This window comes from Xanthomonas sp. WHRI 6108, assembly GCF_040202385.2.
GTDB lineage: Bacteria > Pseudomonadota > Gammaproteobacteria > Xanthomonadales > Xanthomonadaceae > Xanthomonas > Xanthomonas arboricola.
The window spans coordinates 157,664-177,527 of record NZ_CP168198.1; the positions used below are offsets into that span (position 1 = coordinate 157,664).

The window sequence follows — 19,864 nt, forward strand, 5'->3', positions numbered from 1 at the left end:
TTGAAGCCGATCAATAAGGCTTGACGAAGACAATTTCTGCGCGAGATGATAACGACGATTTTTAGCTGCGGCATCTTGATGTCGTCTGCAGCTTCGCCAGCTGCCAAAATTTGAAGGAATAGGACATGGAAGTTCTGAAGCCCCTGCGGCTGCGTCGTTACGCTTGCGCATTGTTGCTAAGCACCGTCTGCGGAGTCTGCGCGCAGGAGGTCAAGCAAGAATGGACGGTTGTTGCCAAGCACCCAGAAATTCCGACCACAACCGTTGGCGTTTTCGACAATCAACATCGTGCAATTGAGGCCATGGCGCAAATCGCTGGTCCCAGCGATGCACAGTATGCGTATGGTTTAGCTACGCATGTGAAAGAAACAAAAACAAACGAAGACCAGACAGTTACGCTCACGTACTGGCTTGGTAACGATCAACCTTCCGATCCCGAATGGACTTACTCTGCACTAGGTAGCTCTTACGCAACTGAGGCCGAGATGGTTGCACGTATTGAGTCCTTCTACACTGAATTTAACGAATGTGGCAAGGTTTCGCTGAAGCCAGCAACCGAATGGACGCCATATTCGGCGGAATTCGAGGGTCGTTTTGATTCAAAAAGTTTTGATGTTGTATCGAACGTAATTTATGACGATGGAACGTGCTTGCCCGTAAAGCACACCGGGCTCGGTAATCGCCAGCGCAGGCTATTTTGTCCTTTATATACGACCTGGAACGATGACTATCAAGCCTGTGTAAATCTGGAAATATTTGCTTACTTGACCGGGCCTTCTTTAGAGGATACGTGTTCGGTTGGTAACCCGTGCGATGTAAAGACCGGGGAAAAATCACAACCTGAACAGGATTTCGATCTTGGATGGATACGTCTCGTTCGAACATTTCGGTCCTCGCAGGTTGGACGGCGATCCAACCTTGGGGCGGGCTGGTTCAACTCACATGAAGTCAGCGTTTCTGCAAGTGGCTCTTACGCAATACTTGCTGAAGGAAACGGGCTTCAACGCAATTTCAAATCGGTCGGAAATTCTTTTATTGCTTCTGATGGTTCTGGAGATCGGCTTGAGAAAATAGCTAATGGATGGCGACTTTTTAGGTCGGATACGGTTTCGGAATTTAATGCTACAGGCGCGTTGAGCTTGGTGTCGAAGGACGACGGTACTTATCTTCGATATGCGTACGATCGGTCATCGAGGTTGGAGTCGATCACGCACTCGACCGGCCGCAAGTTGGTTTTTAACTACGCTGATGGTTCCCGTTATGCCCAGCTTATTCAAGTTGCGCTGGACGGGGTTGCGTTGGCTACTTACGCTTACTCTGACACTTTCCCGGACAGCGCGGTGCTGGAGAGCGTGACCTATGCGGACGGGCGGGTCAGGTCATATCTGTATGAAGACGAGGATTTTTACCGCTTCCTGACCGGCGTGGTCGCGGAGGATGGAATGCGCTACAGCACATTCACCTACAACGCTACGGGGCGTGTTGTGTCAAGCCAACATCACGATGGCGCAGACGGCGTGACGCTTGATTACACCGATGGCGCCACCGTTGTAACCGACGCGTTGGGGAAACAGACGACATATACGCTGAGCCAGCGTTCCGCAGGTCCTAGAAAAATAGATGACATCACCGACAGCGCAGGCACGCTCAGCAGCGATTATTTGGACGCAAGTGTCGATTTTCGGCGGCGCTTGAGAGCTTCTACCGATCGTGCCGGGGTTGTCACGCAACACGCCTATGCCGAACTTGCGGATGCTGGCGTGCCAGTCAATGTGCATACGGTCACCGAGGCGGCTGGTTTACCCAGCCAGCGAATCACAAGTACGCGCACCACTGTCGACAGCAATCGATTGATGTCAGTTCAATCAAGTGACAAGAAAATAGGCTATGTCCGAAATGCGCGGCTGCAGCCGCAGCAAGTCATCACGACCGACGTCGCAAGTGGTCAGACCAGAGTTCTCAGTATGAACTACTGCGAGGCAGCCGATGTCGCTGCTGGTGGAGACTGCCCCGTGCTTGGCCTACTGAAGTCCATCGATGGCCCGCGCACGGATATCGACGACCGTACGACCTACAACTATTACCCCATCGATGCTGCCGGGTGCGAGACCGGCACCGGACCGTGCCCGTATCGCAAGGGCGACCTCAAGCAAACCATCAACGCCCGCGGCCAGATCCGCGAGAATCTGAGTTATGACGCGGCAGGCCGCGTTCTTTCTGCCGTTGACGAAAACGGGGTGCTGACCGATTACAGCTACCACCCGCGTGGTTGGTTGGCATCGACCACGGTGCATGGCGCTACTTCCGGGCAGAATCGCGTCACCACGTTGGAGTATTGGCCCACCGGCTTGGTCAAGCGCATCACCCAGCCCGACGGCAGCTACGCCACGTTTGTCTACGACCAGGCCCAACGCCTCACCGATGTCACCGATACGCTGGGCAACACCCTCCATTACGTGCTTGATGATGCCGGCAATCGTCTGGAGGAGCAGACCAAGGATGCGCAAGGTACGCTCAAGCGTAGCTTGAGCCGTATTTACAACCAATTGGGCCAACTGAAAACGCAGGCGGACGCAGCCGCAAATCCCATCGACTACGCCTATGATGCAAACGGCAACCTGCGCTTGATCACCGACGCATTTGGCCGTAGCACCCTGCAAGAGCACGATCCGCTCGGTCGGCTTGCGCGCACCTTGCAGGACGTCGATGGCATCAAGGCCGAAACCAATGTGGGTTACGACACGCAGGATCGCCCGTTGCAGGTCAAGGATCCCAAACGTCTGGACACGCGCTACACGTACAACGGCTTCGGCGATACCCTGAAGCTGACCAGCCCGGACACCGGCGTCACTAGCTATACCTACGACAGCGGCGGCAACCGCGCCACGCAGACCGATGCACGCGGCATCACGTCCACCTATGGCTACGACGCGCTCAACCGTGTCCTGAGCATCAGCTACCCAACCACCGCCTTCAATATCAGCTACACCTATGACGTCACGCAGAGCGTGTGCGCCAGCGGTGAGACCTTCACTGTCGGGCGGCTGGCTAAGCTCCAGGATGGCAGCGGTACCACCCAATACTGCTACAACCGCTTCGGCGAGGTGGTACGCAAGGTGCAGACGGTCAACGGCAAGGTGTTGGTGTTGCGCTACGACTACACGTCTGGCGGCCGTCTGCGGTCGATGGTCTACCCTGATGGCACCACGGTCGATTATGTCCGCAACGCGCAGGGCCAGACGACCGAGGTTGGGGTGACGGCACAAGGCGGCAGCCGCCAACGTCTGCTGAGCGGAGCGACCTACTATCCGTTTGGCCCATCTGCCGGCTGGACCTACGGCAACGGTCGCACGTTGGCACGCATGTACGATCAGGATTACCGCCCACAGAGCATTCAGGACAGCCGCACAGGCGGCCTGGAGATTGGCTTCGGCTTCGACCCTCTTGGCGACCTCACTGACCTGACCCCGGCCGGTAACCCGACGCCAGAGCTTCAGCTGACCTACGACGCGCTTGGTCGGCTGACCGCACTCAAGGACGGCAGTACAGGTACCGTGATCGACGGCTATAGCTACGATGGCACGGGTAACCGCATGAGCGCCAAAGTCGGCGGCGCCACGCAGGCCTACACCTATCCAACGACCAACCACCGCTTGAGCGCAGTCGCAGGCGTGGCACGCACCTACGACAAAATGGGCAACACCCTCACCATCGGCGGCAAGGCACGCGAGTATCTGTACGACACCACCGGGCGCATGACCCAGGTCAAGCGCGCAGGTGTCGCGGTCATGAACTACCGCTACAACGGCCGAGGCGAGCAGGTACGTCGCTACCTGGGCACCACCAACACCTATACGCTCTACGACGAGGCCGGCCATTGGCTAGGCGACTACGACACCAACGGTGCACCCAAGCAACAAGCGATCTGGCTGGATGACCTGCCGGTGGGCCTGTTGGCCAACGGTGGTCAACTGCACTATATCGAACCCGACCACCTAGGCAGCCCGCGTGTGGTCGTGGATGCTGCCCGCGACGTTGCTGTATGGAGCTGGAGCCTGAAAGGCGAAGCCTTCGGCAACACGGCACCCAACCAGGATCCGGATGGAGACGGCACCGCGATGGTGTTCGATATGCGCTTCCCAGGCCAGCGGTTTGATGCAGCGAGCGGGTTCAATCAGAACTACTTTCGTGACTACGACGCGGCGGCAGGCCGGTATGGGCAGAGTGATCCGGTTGGTATAGCGGCTGACATAAGCACCTATTCGTACGTCTCTGCAAATCCTTACGAAATGTTTGACCTACTGGGCCTAGAGTCAGTAGGCTCTTTTAATAACGGAGGGCAAAGACTTTCTTGGGAAGATGGCGTAAACCTTAGAGGCCCCGATTTTGTAAAGGTATCATTCAATTATGGTCCCGGTACCCTTTCCTTTACTCGGGGAAGGAATGGTCGAGTCTATATGAGTAAAGGGCTGGCAAAGATATACCCTCACTCGATATCCGCAGGCGTTTCAGCAAGCATGGGATGGGTTAACGAATGTGAAGGGCGCCCGAACGACGCTCAATTGAATAATCTTTTCACCGGCCCTGGATTGGCTGGGTTTGGAGCGTATGGGCCACTCGGCGGAGCATATAGCTACTCACCTGGAGCCGGTTCTACCACTGAAATCGGAGTGGGTACAGGAGTTTCTATCACTAAAGGTCGTGGTACCGGTGGGTTTGGTGGTGAAAAAGGTGAGGTTATTAGTAACGATGGTTGGGGCTGGGAATGGTGAAAATACTAAATTACTTTTTTTTTGCTACCATTTGTGCTTGCGTAGCATATGGCATCTATTTGTCTTCAAAGAAGTCAAAAGCTACTGATCTTTCCGGAAAGCCTGGAATCAGTACGTTAAAAGCTGAAATCGACCCGTTTGCGCAGAGCTTTGGAGGAACGCCCATAAATTTTTTTGATCGAGTCAGCGCTGCCGGCGGTCTGTCAAGTAACATTCATTTGAGTCCTGGGAAGGTTCCTCCATTAGCGAATTTTAGGAGCCTCGCATTAAAAACAGGGTGGGTAGAGGTTGTACCTGCAAAATCACCTTATTCGATTAGCTATCGATTTTGCAAAAAGAGAATGATGCTTTTGCTTGAGCATTCTTACAAGTCTCACTGGGTCTATGGAATTGAATGGGTTTCCGATGGAGAGGGAATTTATTACTGTAAATCGAGATAAATAGCTTGGCTGGAAATTCGCAGTCTCCGCCTGAGCGCAGTCACAGGCATGGCGCGCCCCTACGACAAGATGGCAACACCTTCCCCATTGGCGGCAAGCTTCGATCGCTTGAAGGTGGAAGCTAGCGAACTCTTCATCAGCCAGGACCTGAGATGACTCCAGATGACTTTGTTAGCGGGCTGAAGACCCAATGCGCGGACGCAGCCGTTCACGACTGCGTGGAACTTCTTAACGCGCCGCCGGGCCGTAGGCCCGAACAATCCTTGGTTAGCTTGTCCGTCTGGTATCGCGGTCTCGCTCCTGCCGACAAAGCCAACGTTGTCGTCGCATTGCAAATGGCGGCCGATGCAACGCTGTTCGGCGTCTTGTGCGTTATCGACGGTGTTCGCGCTATCGAGGATCACTCAACCAAGTCCAAGTTCAGACTCACGGCCACATGCAACGGTTCAACGTCACTCATAGCGCCCGGACCCGAAGATCTTCATGCTCTTCTACAGACAGATTCTCTGTAAAAAACGAAGTGCGCAGCGCACGTGCAGCAGATACCGTCTAGCTCTGGCGTAGCGCGCTGCAGGTGAGCTGGGCTGTACCTTACACAAGGCGGTGAGGCTACAAGAAGTAGAGTCAGGTTAATCTAATAAGTCGACTTGACCTCTCATTCCTTCATGGCGCATCCGCAATGCAAACGTGGTTGCCATTTTTATGCTGGATTCGATATCGTTGAATGATTGACCAAGAGCCCAGAGTGCGGGAATATCGTACGGTAGTAGTCTAACGCTCACCGCTGGTTAAAAGGATTTCATGGATGAATAAGAAGATGCGCCCTTCTCTTGGGGGCCTGATCAATTCTTATAGCAAAATCGGACTCATATTATTGGCGGTGGCCGCATTGGTTTTCTTGAGGGGCCTAATCAAGGCTCCTTCGCCCAGCGACGAGATCCGGCAGTTGGTTGTCATTGGCCTTGCCGTGCTGGGTGTCATCCTGTGTACGCTTGGCTTTCTTACGGTCAAGCAGCCTGATGGCAGATAGGCTTTGTCTAAATCTGGCTTTGATAGATGTCCATTGACAATCTTCTATCAACGCAGCTTGCGATGAAAGTTGGCTTATGCCGCCTCATTTTAGTGTGCTGAGGTCTCTAATCTGCACGACATTGACCGGGCCAGTGAAAAGCAAGAGAGCGATGGATGAGCAGGCGTTGAGCTGTCGCGCCATGGGACTGGACTAGCTACCAGCGCATCTCTGCTCGGCGGCCAACCGGCGGTGTCTAGCCCTCACACCGCGCGCGGTCGACATGCTACCCTGACCACCGCCATTCTGGCGAAGACGGAACATCAGGTGACCCAGCCGACACCATTGCAAGCGGTGTCAGGGGCTTTCTCGCTGAGCCACGCTTAACGCAGGTCGCCCAGAGACAAGCACGTCATTTCAATCATTACCAGGGACGTATTCATCATGAAGCTACGTAGCATTGCCACCACTTTTGCATTGGCTGCAGCTTTAAGCCTTGGCTTGAGCGCCCCAGCGCGCGCCCAGGCGGGAGATCCTTGCTCGGTCTTTCTTTGCATGGCCAGCATGACCGCCCCAAGCAAGCCAGGAGGTCCTGCTTGTGCAGCGCCGATCGCCGTCTTCCATTCCATTCAGATATGGAGCCCGGCCTTCAACCCGTCAGCCACGGCGGCGGCACGCCGGACATATCTGATGACATGCCCAGGCGTGGTCCCAGTGAATCAAGCCACCTTGGAAGCCATCATCGCGCAGTGGGGCTATACGCCTTGACGTAAATTGCCCGCTGACTCAGAAATTTGCGTTTAAGTCAGCGGGAATGCCGCCACGCCCCTGTTTGCCATGCGCATCGCGCAAGGCCTTTCGATACCACTGTGCTTCGACGAGATAGGTGATGCCTGGCTCCTTCATCTCTCAAGATGATCGTGCGAGTCCGGCGCCAACAGCCCTGGCGATGCCGGAAGACAACAGGTATGCATTTGATCTTATCTCCTGATGTTGCTTCGCACCGTGGATGGCGAATTCCAAGACCATGAGCAATTGACGGCAAGCAGCGCCTCGACGACGATCGTCCGACGCAATTCGTCTGGAGCTGCAATGCCGCCCGAAGTACAAGAACTGCAAGACGCCATTGCGTCAATTCCCGGCATTACCGATGCAGCGGTGGACAAGGTGGATCTTTCTGATGTCACGGAAAGCGACTTCGGTCTTCTTCCGTATGCCGACCTGCCGCTCGGTGCGTTGAAGCGCACAAAGGGAGGCTTGGACAACGAGCTTGTCATCTCCGTCAACTTTGGTATCGCGCGCGATCCGAAAGGCCTCAAGGCACTCGAGTTCATTTCCTGGTGGGTACGCGATTCGGCACGAGCGGGCGAGCCGATGCAGATCAGGAGCGTTGCGCTTCCACCCATCGGCGATCAGTTTGGCACGTCACTTCGCTTTTGCATCGATTATTTCTACGCTGATCCTGAGCAGGATATCGGCAAACTACTGTCCAAGGTAGGGAAGTTGGCCGTTGAGCTCAACAGCGCAAAGGGCTTATATCCTCAGGTCGTTGCGTCCTGATAATGCAGTCAGGCCAAACCTGCCACCGCGGATGTCCTCGCGCAGCTGCCGACGCAGCGGGCAATTGGGATTGCCGAGTGTCACCGCACAGACAGGGCTGCCTGTTACTGGCCTTGGCCTGATCTCAAACTAAGCTGAAGAGGCTCGCTTTTCCATCCCTCGTGTCGTACGCCACCAATGCCTCATGGAAGGCATCAGCGCTGCCAACGAGCTCACCGTTACTGCTCCAGATGGCAGACCGACCCGCTCCTATGAAGGTATCGGCGGGGCCTACACAATTCGCCATCAAGACAGTCATGGAATGCGTTTTTGCAATCGTCGGATAATGACTGTAGGCCGATGTCACGCCTCTTTCCGACTTGGCCACGCTTGCCAAATACACGCCAGCACCTGACGCTGCAGCTTGTTCTGCATGGCTTGCCTGCAGTGACTCGTAGCAAATGGCAGGCGCCAGCACCTGATCCGCGTGTCTGAGCACAAGCTGCTCGGTACCGGCGGTGAAGAACGGTAACTCGTCGAGATGCAGCTGCTGTTTGGAGTAGCTTGTGCGCTCCAGCCCCGGTTGGAAGCAGAGCATGCTGATTTCGGTGCCTTTTGCTCCCTTCGTGGGCGCGCCAACGGCGATGAGCATGCCGTACCGGTCACTTGCCCCCTGAAACGGATCAAAGCGCTGATCAGCCGGCTGCACCGCCAGCGCCTGCGCCAACCCGGGTTCGTAACCAGTGAGGGACAGCTCGGGAAAGACCAGCACGTCCGCACCCTTGCTTGCCGCCAGGCGAATGACATCGAGGTGCTTACCGATGTTCTCTTTGATTTGGCCAGGCGTCGAAAGGATTTGCGCAGCTGTCAGCCTCATTGCCTGTCTCGTGTCCACGTGTTGGGGTTTGAGCGTAGCGGATTTCGAAAGGCGGGTAACCAGAGTGCGCTTGAAAGCCCGGATATGCTGCTCGAACGCCTACACTTTTGAAAGCGAGACGTCTTGCCTGGATGCCCATCTTCAGCGCCGGTCTCAGGAGGATAGGTTGCCCGGATGGTTACCGGTCGTCTCCAGCGTGATTGGTTGTAGATCAGGGTGCGCCGCACTGAAGCAGGGACTCATTTGTTGAGCACCTTGGTTGTCCACACCTGGTCGTAGTCGGCATTGTGTGCCTTGGTGAATCCGTTGGCATCGCTGCGTCCATCGTCGACTTTCTGGCCATCCTTGTAGATCACGTAATGGCGCCCGCCGGCAGCCTGGTCGCCGTGGTAATGCAGCTGCATCCGGTACACCAGCCTGCTCTCTTCTACTGCTGGCGTCGCCTGCTGCCGTATAACGCTGCTGGCCATTTGCTGTATCTGCAATAGCGGCGTCGTCTGCTGCGGATGGGCCACGACCCAGCGCCTGAAATTGGCCTGGTCCTGCGCTGACGCTTGCCCGGACGCTGGCCAGATGTAGAGAAAGGTTGCCGGCGTATTGGATGCTGTACTGACGGCCGGCATGTGCCACTCGTAGACCTGTTGCTTGCCGTCGGCTGTCGTCATCTCAAGCAGGCGGGCACTGCCTTGCGATGGGTTGCCGGCGGCACCCGACAGTTCACTGACCGGCGCCAGGCCGGAGTCCGGTACGGCGCCCGCCAGTGCCAGTAGCAGATCGCGCTGGTTCGTCACTTCCTGCTCGTTCAACGACAGCGAGCGCAGGTAGCGCGAACGCAGACTGAAACGGTAGCGTGCTCCCTGCAGGGTGAATTCTCCCTCGACCCTGGAGGCTTCGTGCCAGTCGTGTCCCGGTGCCAGATTGACGGTGCCGTGCATGATGCAAAACCCCTGCTGGGACTGTGCCGCTGGCGGGAAGGGGGATGCGCTGCTGGTGATCGAGGCCAGGATTTCCTTGGTGCGCCGTTCGGTGATGTCCTGCAGGCGGCTGATGGCCGTCTTCTGGAAACGAAAGGTGGTGCCATCGCGATGGGCGAAACCGGTGACCTGTACGACATTCGGGTCGAGCGGCAACGCGTCTTCCGCGTGTGCGACGATGACCCTGCCATCGTCCTGTGCCAGCCTTTCCACCGGCTTGATCAGTTGGCGCACCTTGCCATCGCTGGCCGGCGCTTGTGCGCTCAGCAGGCGCTGCTCGTAGCTGGCGGCGTCTTCGCGGTAGGTGTCGATGTCGCCCCAGTAAAACTGCGCGGAACTTCCCAGGAAATGCAGGGGCACATCGGTCGTCACGGCAAGACGCCCGATGCAGTAACTGGTCTTGACGGGATTGTCCGCCGACGGCAGCAACGATTTGTTGGTGGTGTTGGTTGTGCTGCAAGCGGCAAGCAACGCCATGGCAGCAAGCAGCGGTGCGCGCATCAAACGCGTGGCGGAACGTCTCAACGCAATTCCTTCAAAACAGCAATCGGCAATGATAGATGACGCCGGTCTACGTGGTGCGTCACCCCTAACAAGGTCTTCTGGCGCGTCCTGCTGCTATCAGCATCCACCGTACCGCCTGCGGGATCGAGCGAGCCGAACCCGCTCTGGTCGGTGCGGGCCACCGTAAACCGCACTGCACCGCTTGGCATCGGCTTTTATGTCGCGCGGTGGTCGATGGCGTGCCTGCCTCGATGCGCCTGCCACTGCAGGCGTGCGGCGCACCGGGGGGCTAGGCTTGCGATTACTTCTTTCGGTACACCCCGCCGAAGGAAACGTTCATTCCGCCGCATTCCAGGTTGTCGTCGGCCAGCAGCATGTCGCCCAGCAATTGCAGGCGCACCTTGCACGTGTCTTCGTTGACCTCGACGCGGTTGCCTTCCGGATAGCCGCGCGCGGTGACCGAGCCCGTGTGCGGACCGCCCGGCGTCTGTTCCGGGTCGGGAAAGGCGCTGGGCCAGTACGCATCGCCGTTGACGGTGATGCTGCCGTCTGGGTTGGTGGTCAATTGCAGCGTGTTGTCGCCGTCGTGCCAGTGGCCGTTCCACGCCTGCGGTGTGGGCGTGGCCGCGCTTGGCTGCATCTGCAGGCTCGACTGTGCGACCCAACCAGCATTGCCGCCTCCCTTGTTGGGATAGAGCACGCAGACGTAGGCATTGCGGCGCTGCGCCGTCAGGACGATATCGTTCTTGACCACGTAGGCGCGTCCCTGGCATGCGGCCCCGCCCGTGTCCGGGCAACCATCGGTGTCCTTGAGCAGGTACAGGCGCGGCGGGATGACCTTGCCGAGTGAGAACGCCACCGGCGCACTGGTGAACAACCCATTGCGGCAGGTGGCATCGTCGTCAGCAGGCGCGGCGTGGACCAGCGGCGAAACGCCCAACAGGGCAAGCATCCAGGCCTTCAGCATGGCAATCACTCGAAATGTGGCGCGATAGTGTGCGGCAAACCAAGCCGTCTTTCAGCAGGAAAGTGCCACCACACGCCACGCATGCCACAGCCGCGCTGACGACGTCCTGTTCCACGCCCGCGCGCAAGCGCGTGCCGCCGATTGCGGCATGGTGCGGCGATGTGCATTCGCCCGCGGGCGGTGCGTACGTCTGAATCACTCAGTGGACGTGTATGAGCCTTCTTCACCTGGGCAGGCAGATGCTGTTGTCTCCAATCGAGAGGGAGTGGAGCATGAAACAGTCACTGTTGGTCCTGTCCATCGTCGCGGCGCTGGCGCTCGCTGGCTGCAAGCCGAATGCCGACAAGGAGGCCGCAGCGCCTGCCGCGTCCACCGAGCCGACGCCGACCGGTGGCGCGGCGACCCCGACCACGCCGCCTGTCGGCCAAGCCAGCCCGGCGCCTGAAGGCGCGGCGCGCGCGAGTTCCGGAGACGACATCGCCCTTGGCTTGCTCGGGGCGGTGGACAACCACGAGATCGCCGCAGCGAAGCAGGCGCAGGACAAGAAGGTCACCGGCGCGGTGCTGGACTACGCGAAGATGATGGAGAAAGAGCACACCGAGAACCTGGAAAAGACCAAGGCGCTGGGAACGCTGGCTGAAACCCCGGACGTCAAGAAGCTGGAGAGCAAGGGCGAGCAGGACCTGTCCACGCTGGGGCAGAAGTCCGGCAAGGACTACGCGGCGGCCTACATCGATGCAATGATCGCCGGGCACAAGGACGCGCTGCAGCTGATCGAGACGCAGATGATGACAGTGGCATCGACCGAGCCGGTCAAGCAGCACCTGACCGAGACCAAGACGCACGTCGAGCAGCACCTGGCGAAGGCGGAAGCCATCAAGAAGGCGATGTGAGCGTGGGCGTGGCAGATCGCCGGTCTGCCACGCCTGGCCTACAAGCGGCGAATGAGCGTGACGTCGCCATCTTGAGCTTCAGGGACCTGCGCGGACGTCGATCAAACGTGCTCTGGCAATGCGTTCGAGCCCACGTCGCGTTGCCGCAAACGTGATGGCAACCGACCTTCTGCTCAGCGGCACCGATCGAAGGTTCTGACGCGCGTTTGCTCCGCAATGATCAGGCGGTCTTCCATCTGGCTCAGGATGAAGACTGCAGGAACGTCCTTCTTCGGCGCGTTGGCAGACGCGGTGATGATGCGCCATGTCCATGGTGTGCGTGCCAGCAGCATGACCGCGTTAGGCCAGAGGTCTTCGCCCTTGCCGGTCATGTGATCCCAGCCGAACTGGATGAGGTGCTTGGGGTCCGCTGTCTCGGCGTCGCGGCAGGCGATCCCTGCGGTGACCCAGGCGCCTCGCAGCTGCTCGGGAAAATGTGCTTTGGGGACGTGTGGTTCGTGGCTGCCAGCGCCGGTAATGCGCGCCAGTGCGCCTGGCTTCCAGGTGTACGTCCAGCTGTAGCGGCCGGGGGCGGGACAGCGCTGCGACCCGTCCGGATTGGGTTGTTCCCGTTTACAGATTGGCGAGTTCTCCTGCACGACGAACATGACCTCGATGCGGTTGCCCTGGACTGCAAGAGTCATCACTTCGCCAGGAATCTGCTCGCTGGCGTCTGGCGTGTAACCGGTCTTGCGTGCCCTGGTTTCCCATTGGTCGATCGGAGCGTTGACGTTGGGTGCCTTCCCGGGTGGGTGCTTGCGCAATACATCGATGCTGTTGGGGCAGTCGGAAGTGGAACCCGAGCAATACGAAGAACTCAGATAGACGATCTCATCGACTCCATCCTTGTCCAGGTCGACAACCTGGACGAAGCCGGCGTAGTCCTCCTTGACGATGTCGTCGTTGACGCTGACGTCATGCCAAAGCCCTACGATCTCTCCGGCACGGCTCGGGCTCAGCCTCTGATCCTTTGCCGTTGCAACTGTGGCGATGGCCAGCAGTGCCGCCATGACGTAGCTCCGCATCCTTGCTCTCCCTGCAGGTTGAGGCCATAGCCTACAACCCTTGGAACTTGGCCAGCGCTGCCGGAGCCCTCACCACAGCCGCGCTTGTTTGATTTTCGTCAATTCCACCGACACATGAAATTCGCAGCCGGGGTGCTTGACTGCATCGGTCAAGAATCGTTGCGGAGTTGCGCATGAGTGCAGTCACGGTAGGAAGGGTCGACCAGGCCTTGAGTAGGCAGGGGTCGATCCGGACGGGAGTTGGACTGGTGCGTCGTGACCGAGCGCCGGTGGACCTGCGGGGTGGGTCGGCCCGCGTCGTCTCCTTTGTCACGGCGCGTGCGCGCGCCGTGGTTTGCTGAGGGGGCGCCATGCGGATCTGTGTTCTCAATGAAGCAGCCGGCGAGCAGGCCGGGCTGGAGCAGCGCTGCAAGTCGGCGCGTGAGGCCGGCTTTGACCATGTCGTGCTCGCGCCGCCGTTTGCACGCGACGCCGAAGGCCGGCTGAGCGAAGTCGCAACCACCGGCGAGGAAGACGCGCAGCGTCTGCGCGAGGTGGTGCAGGCCGCGCACCGGGCCGGCGTGAAGCTGCTGCTCGATGTGCGCCTGGATGAAGTGGGCGGTGCCAGCGCCGTGGTGCGCGACAACCCGCAATGGTTCCGGGCACGCAGCACGGCGGTGCCGGACCCGCGCCAGCCGCGCGCCACGCCCGAAGTGGCCGAGGCACGCTTTACCTATGCGCAGGAAGGTGCGGCGCTGGTGGAGTGGTGGAGCGCGCGCTTGCTGGACTGGGCATCCCAGGGTGTGGCCGGCTTCCGCCTGCTGCAGCCGCAGCAGGTGCCGGCGCAGCGCTGGCGCGAGTTGATCGCCCGCGTGCATGCGCAGGCACCGGAGGTGGTGTTTGCGGCGTGGACGCCGGGCCTGGGCATCGAGGCCTTGCAGCAGCTGGCCGGTGCCGGGTTCGACGTGGCGTTTTCCTCGCTCGCATGGTGGGACGGGCGCGGCAGCTGGTTCTTCGACGAAGACACGGCGCTGCGCGCGTTGGCGTCGCAGGTTGTCGCAGTGGTGGGCGCGCCCGATGGCAAACGTGCGGCCACTGCCGGGCAGCACTGGCAACTGGCCCAGGCACTGGGCGGAGCATGGCTGCTGGACGAGACGCAGCTGGAGACATTGCCGTTGTCGATCAGGGCCCGCGACGGCGTGCCGCCGAGCAATGCCGGCTTGCGGTTGCGTCCGCTGCTGCGCGAGGGCACCGGCCTGACGGCGGTGGCGATCGAGCCGCTGGGCGGCTTGCCGTCGCTGCTGTTGATCAACGGCGATGCCGATCATGTGGTGCCGGTTCCGGCGCCGGATCTGCTGCGCCTGCTCGGCGATGCCGAAGCACTGGTGGGCGAGGACGGCAGCACGCTGTCCGGCGCGACGCTGGAAGCATTGGAGCCGGGCGAGGTGCGGGTCTATCGCAGCGTGCCGGCCCGGCATGTGCTGGCGGTGCCGCGCATGCGCCCGCGCCCGCAGACCGCGGCCGCCTGGCCGCGCGTGTGCATCGAGTCGGTGACCCCGTCGGTCGATAACGGCCGCTTCCCGGTCAAGCGCACCGTGGGCGACCGCATCTGCGTGGAAGCCGATGCGTTCTGCGATGGGCACGACCGTATCGCGGTGGCGGTGCTGTGGCGCCCGGCCGATGCCAAGACCTGGGCCAGCGCGCCGATGCGTGCGTTGGGCAACGATCGCTGGCGTGCAGAGTTCCCGCTGGAGCGCATCGGCACCTATGAGTTCCGGGTGGAAGGCTGGCGCGATGTGTTCGCCACCTTGCATGCGGATCTGGAAAAGAAGCGCGCCGCCAACACGGTGCTGCCGGTGGACGTGCAGGAAGCAGTGGCCGTGGTGCAGGCCGCGCATGCACGCAGCAGCGGTGCCTTGGCCGAGCGCCTGCAGGCCGTCCTCACCCGCATCGGTGCGCAGAGCGAGCCGCTGCAGCAGCTGGCGATCGTGCTGGAGCCGGATACCGCGCAGGCAATGGCAGCGGCCGACGACAAGCCGTTCCGCTCCGAGACGCCGGTGACCTTCCGGGTGGAGTCCGAGCGGCGCGCGGCGCATTTCGCCAGCTGGTACGAATTGTTCCCGCGCTCGCAAAGCGGCGATCCGCAGCAACACGGCACCTTCGACGATGTGATCAAGCGGCTGGCGCATATCCGCGCGATGAACTTCGACGTGTTGTACATGCCGCCAATCCATCCGATCGGCGCGAAGAACCGCAAGGGCCGCAACAACTCGGTCACTGCGGTCGACGGCGAGCCGGGCAGCCCGTATGCGATCGGCGCGGCCGATGGCGGGCATACCGAGGTGCATGCCGAGCTCGGCGGGCTCGAAGGCTTCCGCAGGTTGATCCAGGCCGCACGTGCGCATGGGCTAGAAGTGGCGCTGGACTTCGCCATCCAGTGCGCGCCGGATCACCCGTGGTTGAAGGACCACAAGGACTGGTTCACCTGGCGCGCGGATGGCTCGATTCCGTATGCGGAGAACCCGCCGAAGAAATACCAGGACATCGTCAACGTCGACTTCTACGCCAGCGGCGCGGTGCCGGATCTGTGGAACACGTTGCGCGATGCGGTGCTGTTCTGGGTCAACGAGGGCGTGACGCTGTTCCGCGTCGACAACCCGCATACCAAGCCGTTCCCGTTCTGGGAGTGGTTGATTGCCGATATCCGCGGGCGCCGGCCGGATGTGGTGTTCCTGTCGGAGGCCTTTACCCGGCCGAAGATGATGTACCGCCTGGCCAAGTGCGGTTTCTCGCAGTCCTACACCTACTTCACCTGGCGCAACCACAAGCACGAGCTGCAGGAGTACGTGGAAGAGTTGAACCAGGGCGTGCCGCGCGAATGCTTCCGCCCGCACTTCTTCGTCAACACGCCGGACATCAATCCGCTGTTCCTGCAGACCAGTGGGCGCAACGGGCATCTGATCCGCGCCGCGCTGGCGACCACGCTGTCGGGGCTATGGGGCATGTATCAGGGCTTTGAGCTGTGCGAGGCCACGCCATTGGCGCCGGGCAAGGAAGAGTATCTGGACTCGGAAAAGTTCCAGCTGCGCGCCTGGCCCGAGCGTGCGCCCGGCGACATCGTCGATGAGATCACCCGCTTCAATCAGCTGCGCCGCATGCATCCGGAGCTGCAGTCGCACCTGGGCACGCGCTTCTACCAGGCGCACAACGACCAGGTGTTGTACTTCGGCAAGTTCCTGGATGCCGGCTACCTGTCGCGCAGCCGCAGCATGGTGTTGGTGGCGATCAACCTGGACCCCAACGCTGCGCAGGATGCCGCAATCGAAGTGCCATTGTGGGAGTTGGGCCTGCCCGATCACGCCAGCGTGGCGGTGGACGACCTGTGGGACGGCCATCGCTTCACGTGGCAGGGAAAACAGCAACACATCCGTTTAGAGGCGACGCGGCCGTTCGCGTTATGGCGCATCCGCGCAGGAGAGGTCGCATGAATGCAGTCCCATCGTTACAAGCCGACGCGGAACAGTCCGCGGTGGTTGCAGACCAGCTTTGGTACAAGGACGCGATCATCTATCAGGTGCACGTCAAGTCGTTCTTCGACTCCAACGACGATGGCATCGGCGATTTCCCGGGGCTGATTTCCAAGCTGGATTACATCGCCGAACTCGGCGTGGACACCATCTGGCTGCTGCCGTTCTATCCCAGCCCGCGCCGCGACGACGGCTACGACATCGCCGAATACATGGCGGTGCATCCGGACTACGGCAGCATCGAAGACTTCGAGCAGCTGGTGGCGCAGGCGCATGCACGCGGCATCCGCATCGTCACCGAGCTGGTGATCAACCACACTTCCGATCAGCACCCGTGGTTCCAGCGCGCACGCAACGCGCCGGCCGGCTCGCCGGAGCGCGACTTCTACGTGTGGTCGGACACCGACCAGGAATACGAAGGCACGCGGATCATTTTCTGCGATACCGAAAAATCCAACTGGACCTGGGATCCGGTGGCCGGGCAGTACTTCTGGCACCGGTTCTACTCGCACCAGCCGGACCTGAACTTCGACAACCCCGCAGTGCTGGAAGCGGTGCTGGAAGTGATGCGCTTCTGGCTGGACCGCGGCGTGGACGGCCTGCGTCTGGATGCGGTGCCGTACCTGATCGAGCGTTCCGGCACCTCCAACGAGAACCTGCCGGAAACCCACGCGATCCTGCGCAAGATCCGCGCCACGCTGGATGCCGAGTACCCGGACCGCATGCTGCTGGCCGAGGCCAATATGTGGCCGGAAGACACCCAGCAGTACTTCGGCCAGAACGCCGACGAATGCCATATGGCGTTCCACTTCCCGCTGATGCCGCGCATGTACATGGCGATCGCACGCGAAGACCGCTTCCCGATCACCGACATCATGCGCCAGACCCCGGAGATTCCGGAGAGCTGCCAGTGGGCGATCTTCCTGCGCAACCACGATGAGTTGACGCTGGAAATGGTCACCGATTCGGAGCGCGATTACCTGTGGCAGACCTATGCCGCCGACCGCCGCGCACGCATCAATCTCGGCATCCGGCGCCGGCTGGCGCCGCTACTGGAGCGCGACCGCCGCCGCATCGAGCTGATGACCTCCCTGTTGCTCACCATGCCCGGCACGCCGGTGCTGTATTACGGCGACGAGATCGGCATGGGCGACAACATCCATCTGGGCGACCGCGATGGCGTACGCACGCCGATGCAGTGGTCGATCGACCGCAATGGCGGCTTCTCGCGCGCCGACCCGGCGCAGCTGGTGCTGCCGCCGGTGATGGACCCGCTGTACGGCTTCCAGGCAGTGAATGTGGAAGCGCAGATCCGCGACCAGCATTCGCTGCTGACCTGGACCCGCCGCGTGCTCAGTGTGCGCAAGCGCTACCAGGCCTTCGGCCGTGGCAGCCTGCGCTTTCTGTATCCGGGCAACCGCCGCATGCTGGCCTACCTGCGGTGCTACCAGGACGAGACGGTGCTGTGCGTGGCCAACCTGTCGCATACGCTGCAGGCGGTGGAGCTGGACCTGTCCGAGTTCGAGGGCCGCGTGCCGGTGGACATCATCGGCGGCGGCAGCTTCCCGCCGGTCGGGCGGCTGACCTATCTGCTCACCGTGCCGCCGTTCGGCTTCTACGCGTTCCAGCTGGTCAGCGAGGGCACCTTGCCGGACTGGCATGTGCCCAGCCCGGTGCCGTTGCCGGACTACCGCACGCTGGTGTTGCGCAGCGACACCGACGAGAGCAATGCGCTGCTGCCGCATCTGCCCACGCTGGAAGCGGAGATCCTGCCGGCCTGGTTGTCGGCACGGCGCTGGTTCTCGGCCAAGGACCAGGCACTCAAGCACGTGCGCATCTCGCGCCGTACGCCGCTGCCGGGCGCCGAGCCGATGAGTCTGCTGGAGCTGGAGGTGGAGCTGGAAGACGGCCACCACGAGAGCTACATGCTGCCGGTCGGCATCGTGTGGGAGCGTGACCAGCCCAGCACCCTGGCCGAGCAGCTTGCACTGGCGCGCGTGCGCCAGGGCCGCGAGGTGGGTTACCTCACCGATGCCTTCGCGCTCAAGCCGATGGTGCGCGGGGTGATCGACGCATTGCGCGACAACGCCGCGCTGGAGTTCTGCGATGGCGACGATGCCTCGCAGCAGGGACAGGTGCGCTTCGAGGCGACACCGGCGCTGGCCACGCTGGAAATACCGCAGGATCCGGAGATCCGCTGGCTGTCGGCCGAGCAGAGCAACAGTTCGCTGGTGGTGGCCGACAAGGCGGTGTTCAAGCTGCTGCGGCATGTGGCCAACGGCGCCAACCCGGAGATCGAGATCGGCCGTCGCCTGACCGAGATGGGCTACGCCAACGCCGCGCCCTTGCTGGGCAGCGTCAGCCGCGTCGATGCGCAGGGCACCATCACCACGATCGCGCTGCTGCAGGGCTTCATCCGCAACCAGGGCGATGCCTGGCGCTGGACGCTGGACCATCTGGCACGCAGCTTCGACGAGTACGCCACCGCGCAGACCGACGAATCGCGTGCCGAAGCCATCGCCGGCTACGACGCCTTCGCCGCGGTGGTCGGCAAGCGCCTGGCCGAGTTGCACGAGGCCTTGTCGCGCGACACCGACGATGCCGACTTCGTCCCGCAGCGTATCGACCTGCCCACCGCCAACGATGTGGTGGCCGGCGTCGCACGCCAGGCCGAAGAGATGTGGGACACGGTCAATGCCCGCCTGGCCAGCAGCGACGATGCGACCGAACGCGACGCGCTGCAGGCGGTGCTGGCCGAGCGCCCGCAGCTGGATGCCTTGCTCGCCCAGGCACCGAGCGTACTGGCCGATTCCTTGCTGACCCGCGTGCACGGCGACTTCCACCTGGGCCAGATCCTGGTGGCCTTCGACGATGTGGTGCTGATCGACTTCGAAGGCGAGCCGGCCAAGCCGCTGTCCGAGCGGCGCGCCAAGGCCAGCCCGCTGCGCGATGTGGCCGGCTTCCTGCGCTCGCTCGATTACGCCAGCGAAGTGTCGGCGCGTGGCGAGGAAGGCACCGCCGCCCGTGCGGGCGTGGGCGTGGACACGCATCTGGACGAGTTCCTGGTGCAGTTCCGCCGCCGCTCCACACAGGCGTTTCTGGACGCGTACCATGCCGTGCTCGACGCCAGTACGCACCCGTGGATCGCACCGGCAGCGTTCAACGCGGCCACCTTGCTGTTCCTGGTGGAGAAGGCCTGTTACGAGGTGCGTTACGAGGCTGCCAACCGCCCCGGCTGGCTGATGGTGCCGATCGAGGGCTTGCGACGCATCCTGCACCGCGCGCGCGCTGGTGCGGGAGACACATGATGAGTGGAGTG

11 protein-coding genes are annotated in these 19,864 nt (G+C 61.1%); 6 read left to right on the forward strand and 5 right to left on the reverse strand.

Annotation, left to right across the window (positions count from 1 at the left end; genetic code table 11):
* The first annotated feature begins 125 nt into the window (after nt 1–125).
* Both ABQ039_RS00645 and ABQ039_RS00650 read left to right on the forward strand, forming a co-directional pair.
* Nucleotides 126–4,772, forward strand: coding sequence for an RHS repeat-associated core domain-containing protein (locus tag ABQ039_RS00645; protein ID WP_260297363.1), 4,647 nt, complete (start codon nt 126–128; stop codon nt 4,770–4,772).
* A gap of 1,245 nt (nt 4,773–6,017) precedes the next feature.
* The gene (locus ABQ039_RS00650) at nt 6,018–6,242 is read left to right on the forward strand and encodes a hypothetical protein (RefSeq protein WP_184609726.1); all 225 of its coding nucleotides are present in this window, start codon (nt 6,018–6,020) and stop codon (nt 6,240–6,242) included.
* Between the two features lie 362 nt (nt 6,243–6,604).
* Here the strand turns inward: ABQ039_RS00650 and ABQ039_RS00655 are convergent, their stop codons facing one another.
* Nucleotides 6,605–6,850 (reverse strand): hypothetical protein, encoded by a 246-nt coding sequence (locus ABQ039_RS00655; protein ID WP_184609728.1) that lies wholly within the window; start codon nt 6,848–6,850, stop codon nt 6,605–6,607.
* Nucleotides 6,851–7,211: 361 nt separating this feature from the next.
* On the opposite strand from ABQ039_RS00655, the gene ABQ039_RS00660 reads away from it, so the two are divergent.
* Nucleotides 7,212–7,781: a hypothetical protein gene (locus ABQ039_RS00660; RefSeq protein WP_260297366.1), complete on the forward strand. Its 570-nt coding sequence runs from the start codon at nt 7,212–7,214 to the stop codon at nt 7,779–7,781.
* Nucleotides 7,782–7,905: 124 nt separating this feature from the next.
* Here the strand turns inward: ABQ039_RS00660 and ABQ039_RS00665 are convergent, their stop codons facing one another.
* The 3 genes from ABQ039_RS00665 to ABQ039_RS00675 form a co-directional block, all read right to left on the reverse strand.
* Nucleotides 7,906–8,637: a carbon-nitrogen hydrolase family protein gene (locus tag ABQ039_RS00665; RefSeq protein WP_184609730.1), complete on the reverse strand. Its 732-nt coding sequence runs from the start codon at nt 8,635–8,637 to the stop codon at nt 7,906–7,908.
* Nucleotides 8,638–8,876: 239 nt separating this feature from the next.
* On the reverse strand, nt 8,877–10,112 hold the full coding sequence (locus tag ABQ039_RS00670) for a hypothetical protein (protein WP_260297368.1): 1,236 nt from the start codon (nt 10,110–10,112) through the stop codon (nt 8,877–8,879).
* A 304-nt stretch (nt 10,113–10,416) separates the two neighbouring features.
* Nucleotides 10,417–11,082 (reverse strand): hypothetical protein, encoded by a 666-nt coding sequence (locus tag ABQ039_RS00675; protein WP_184609732.1) that lies wholly within the window; start codon nt 11,080–11,082, stop codon nt 10,417–10,419.
* Between the two features lie 212 nt (nt 11,083–11,294).
* Here ABQ039_RS00675 and ABQ039_RS00680 point away from each other — a divergent pair, with 212 nt between their 5' ends.
* Complete coding sequence (locus ABQ039_RS00680) at nt 11,295–11,975, forward strand: DUF4142 domain-containing protein (protein WP_349778268.1); 681 nt, start codon at nt 11,295–11,297, stop codon at nt 11,973–11,975.
* 173 nt (nt 11,976–12,148) lie between these two features.
* Here the strand turns inward: ABQ039_RS00680 and ABQ039_RS00685 are convergent, their stop codons facing one another.
* The gene (locus ABQ039_RS00685; protein ID WP_184609734.1) at nt 12,149–13,024 is read right to left on the reverse strand and encodes a hypothetical protein; all 876 of its coding nucleotides are present in this window, start codon (nt 13,022–13,024) and stop codon (nt 12,149–12,151) included.
* Nucleotides 13,025–13,389: 365 nt separating this feature from the next.
* On the opposite strand from ABQ039_RS00685, the gene ABQ039_RS00690 reads away from it, so the two are divergent.
* Nucleotides 13,390–16,506 carry a maltotransferase domain-containing protein gene (locus tag ABQ039_RS00690; RefSeq protein WP_349778267.1) on the forward strand — a complete coding sequence of 1,039 codons (3,117 nt, stop codon included), beginning with the start codon at nt 13,390–13,392 and terminating at the stop codon, nt 16,504–16,506.
* A complete protein-coding gene (gene treS / locus ABQ039_RS00695; protein WP_349778266.1) occupies nt 16,503–19,853 on the forward strand; it encodes a maltose alpha-D-glucosyltransferase in 3,351 nt (1,116 codons plus the stop codon). Before ABQ039_RS00690 ends, treS begins: the two co-directional genes overlap by 4 nt.
* The last annotated feature ends 11 nt before the right edge of the window (nt 19,854–19,864 follow it).

What these genes read in the sequence shown, in the direction of transcription:
- ABQ039_RS00645 (WP_260297363.1), top strand. Translation starts at nt 126, where the DNA reads ATGGAAGTTCTGAAGCCCCTGCGGCTGCGTCGTTACGCTTGCGCATTG.
- ABQ039_RS00650 (WP_184609726.1), top strand. Translation starts at nt 6,018, where the DNA reads ATGAATAAGAAGATGCGCCCTTCTCTTGGGGGCCTGATCAATTCTTAT.
- ABQ039_RS00655 (WP_184609728.1), bottom strand. Translation starts at nt 6,850, where the DNA reads ATGGAATGGAAGACGGCGATCGGCGCTGCACAAGCAGGACCTCCTGGC.
- ABQ039_RS00660 (WP_260297366.1), top strand. Translation starts at nt 7,212, where the DNA reads ATGTTGCTTCGCACCGTGGATGGCGAATTCCAAGACCATGAGCAATTG.
- ABQ039_RS00665 (WP_184609730.1), bottom strand. Translation starts at nt 8,637, where the DNA reads ATGAGGCTGACAGCTGCGCAAATCCTTTCGACGCCTGGCCAAATCAAA.
- ABQ039_RS00670 (WP_260297368.1), bottom strand. Translation starts at nt 10,112, where the DNA reads ATGCGCGCACCGCTGCTTGCTGCCATGGCGTTGCTTGCCGCTTGCAGC.
- ABQ039_RS00675 (WP_184609732.1), bottom strand. Translation starts at nt 11,082, where the DNA reads ATGCTGAAGGCCTGGATGCTTGCCCTGTTGGGCGTTTCGCCGCTGGTC.
- ABQ039_RS00680 (WP_349778268.1), top strand. Translation starts at nt 11,295, where the DNA reads ATGAGCCTTCTTCACCTGGGCAGGCAGATGCTGTTGTCTCCAATCGAG.
- ABQ039_RS00685 (WP_184609734.1), bottom strand. Translation starts at nt 13,024, where the DNA reads ATGGCGGCACTGCTGGCCATCGCCACAGTTGCAACGGCAAAGGATCAG.
- ABQ039_RS00690 (WP_349778267.1), top strand. Translation starts at nt 13,390, where the DNA reads ATGCGGATCTGTGTTCTCAATGAAGCAGCCGGCGAGCAGGCCGGGCTG.
- treS (WP_349778266.1), top strand. Translation starts at nt 16,503, where the DNA reads ATGAATGCAGTCCCATCGTTACAAGCCGACGCGGAACAGTCCGCGGTG.